A 3,148-nucleotide genomic window follows, 5' to 3' on the forward strand; every position below is an offset into this window, starting at 1 on the left:
CTTTTTTGCGGTCGGGGTTGGCGGTGGCGCTGAAGATCTCACCGACGGTGGTGAAGTCCGAGCCGGCGAAGGTGTGGGGGAAGGTGCTGATGTCGCGGTCGTGGGGGTCGTCGGTGGTGGCGCGGCGTGGTGTGGTTTCGCCGGGGGCGATGTAGGTGTGGTCGTAGTGGGACATCAGGACGTCGCGGGCTGCTGTCAGTGACGGTGCCCAGTATTGGGCTTGGCCGTTGGGTCCCATGACGCGGTCGTAGCCGCCGATGCCGAAGTTGTCTTCGGCGGAGACGCCGCCGGAGAAGTCCAGGGCGTGTTTGCCGGTGAGGACCATCGCCGAGTCTGGGGTCATGACCAGGACGCCGCGGGTGTGCATGAGCATGGTGGCCTCGGCGTTCCAGTAGGGTTGGGCGCCGACGTTGATGCCGTTGACCACGACGTTGATCTCGCCGCCGGCCTGGGTGAATTCCACGATCCGCTTCAACGCCGCGGCCACCCAGTCCATGTTCTCGGTCCCGGATTGCATGGAGACCCGCGCCCCGGAGGACAACGCGTACCACTCCAGCGGAACCTGCATCCGCTCAGCCAGATCCAACGCGGCGATCACCCGACGACACTCCGGCTCCGACAACGCACCCAACGACTTCGTCGGATCACCCAACAGCAGGACCCGGGTCACACCCTGCCGGTGCCGCCGGGTCCGGGTGGTGATCACGCCGGCCACCACCGCCGCGGTGTTGGCGCCCCTGGGCCGGTCCACCGGGACCAGGAAGTCGTCTTCGCCGAGGTCGTATTCGACGAAGTCGCCGAGCGACCGGGTCACCTCATAGGGATACACCGTGCCGCGACTGGCCGCGCGCAGCACCTTCAGCCGGTAGTCGTCCAGCGGCTCCAGCGGATCCGTCGTCGGCTCGCCGACAGTGATCTCGGCGCCGCCGGCCCCGTCGAACGTGACCGCCGCGGCCGTCTTCACCAGATCGCCGGTCCGCTCGTCCCGGTATCGGGCGATGACCGTGACTTCATCGAGTCCGAGGTTGACGGAGGTCGCCAGCACTCTGTTCGCGATGCCCAGCAGTTCCTGGTACGCCAGGGTGACCGGCGGCCAGACGTAGACCACGACCCGGTTGGTCGTGAACCGCTGGCCGGAGGGCATCAGCGACCGCGCGCGCCGGATCGAGTCCAGGCACGCGGCGATCGTGTATTCGGCGGTGGGCAGCGCGGCCAGTCGGCCGTCGGGCTCGCGCAGTTCGGTCAGGTCACGGATCTGGGCGAAGGCGACCAGCCGGTCGTCGGCCGGGTTCTCGCGGGCCACGCACCGGTAGAGATACACCTCTTCGTCCGTCGACGGCAGGCGGGTGAGGTCGAACTTGGTCAGCCGCTCCAGTTGCATCCGTCGCGCGATGTGCGGGTGCAGGCCGCGGATCAGCCGGTTCTCGGTGAGACCGGCGAGACCGGCGAGACCAGCAGCGCCGTGGTGGAACGTGAAGTGGCGGTGCATCGGCTCGTTGCGGCGCCCGGCCACCGTCGTGGTCACCCGGCGCACGCGGTCCGGCAGCGGGTGCGCGCTGACGATCTCCTGCAGTGCGGTCGCGGCCTCGTCGGTGTCCGGCTGGTTCTCCCACAGCAGGTAGATGTCGGCGTCCAGGACACCGCCGGCCGCCTCCAGCTCGGCCAGTCCGGCCAGTCCGGCCAGTCCGGCCAGTCCGGCCAGGACGTCGCCGAGTTGGTCGAAGGGTACCGCCGCCGACACCAGGCGGGAGCCGTCGCGTTCGGCGACCACGAACGAGGTGCCGGCGGCCTGGGTGGTCTGCACGCCGGTCAGGCCCTTGTTGCCGTAGTAGCGCCGGGTCAGGACCTCCAGCATCGCCGAGTTGTCCAGGTCCGGATGCACCAGACGCTGCGCCAGCAGCCGCACCAGCGGCTCGGTGCTACGCACCATCTCGGCGATCCGCTCGCCGCGGTCCTCGGCGCGCGGGTTCTCGTCCAGGTACCGCAGGTTCTTGCGGACCCCGGCGTAGACGCGCGCCCGGTTGCGGCGCAGCAGCGGCTGGCCGAACCACGCGTAGACCACCCCGCGCGCCAGGTCCGCGACCGGAGGGAAACGGATCTGGGTAGCGGCGATCAGCCGCTCCAGCATCGGCCCGACCGGCTCACGCTCGGCCTCGGGCGGCAGCGGATCGTTCAGCCAGCCCCGCAACAGGGCCGCGACCACGGCCGCGTGCTGGGCCGACCGTCGCATTGCCAGGAAGACGCGGAACACCGCCGCTTCCAGCTCCGGGGTACGTTCCAGATCGCCGACCCCGTATCGGGCAAGGACCTTGGCCAGCATGGTCCGGAACGTGTCTGGCAGGCCGTCCCGCTCGACGTCCAGGCTGCGCAGGTAGGTGTGGAAGTGCTCGTGCGCGCTGTGCAGATGGGTGTCGGCCTCGCGGTACTCGCCACCGACCGGCCGATCGGCTGCCAATTCAGCCAGGTCGGCGAAGACTTCGATCAGGCTCAGCTCACCGGTCAGTGGCCGCTGGCCCTGTTCCACGGCGGTGGTGCGGGCGGTGAGGTAGTCCTGGAGGATGCGGCCCTCGTCGTGCGGGTCCACGTCGAAGCCCAGCAGCAGACTGCGAAGGTCCTCCTGGCCCTGCGTGACGCGGGCCCGGATCGGGACCTCGGCCGGAGCGGCGGGCAGGTCCAGCTCGACGGCCTCGGACAACGGCTGCGCCGTGTCGGTGTCGGTGTCGGTGTCGGTGTCGTCTTCGCCGTCTTCGTCCTCGACGATCTGCTCCAGCCGCAGCAGCGGGGCACCGGTCTCCACCTGGCTGCCAACCGTGACCGCCAACTCCCGCAACCGGGCCTTGAACGGCGCACGCAGCACCGTCTCCATCTTCATCGACTCCAGCACCACCACCGGCGCCCCAGCCTCAACCAGATCCCCGACCACCACCGGGGTGGCGATCACCAACGCCGGAGCCGGGGAACGAACCACACCACCCTCATCCCGACTCACCCGATGCGTCACCCCATCCACCTCGACCTGATGCACCGAGCCATGCGTAGCGGTCAACAACCGGAACCGCTCACCGTTGACCACAATCTGCCCGGTATGCCGATCGAACCTGTCCAACACGACATCAGCAGTGCGCACGGTGTCCTGCCCGCCCTGCCC

Annotated in this window: 1 protein-coding gene; it reads right to left on the minus strand. The window is 69.3% G+C overall.

Going from position 1 to position 3,148, the window contains the following annotated elements:
• The coding region (locus tag KGQ19_RS48170) for a biotin/lipoyl-containing protein (protein WP_368862271.1) at positions 1 to 3,148 on the minus strand (3,148 nt) is incomplete at both ends.

Source organism: Catenulispora pinistramenti, from assembly GCF_018274385.1.
Taxonomy (GTDB): Bacteria; Actinomycetota; Actinomycetes; order Streptomycetales; family Catenulisporaceae; genus Catenulispora; species Catenulispora pinistramenti.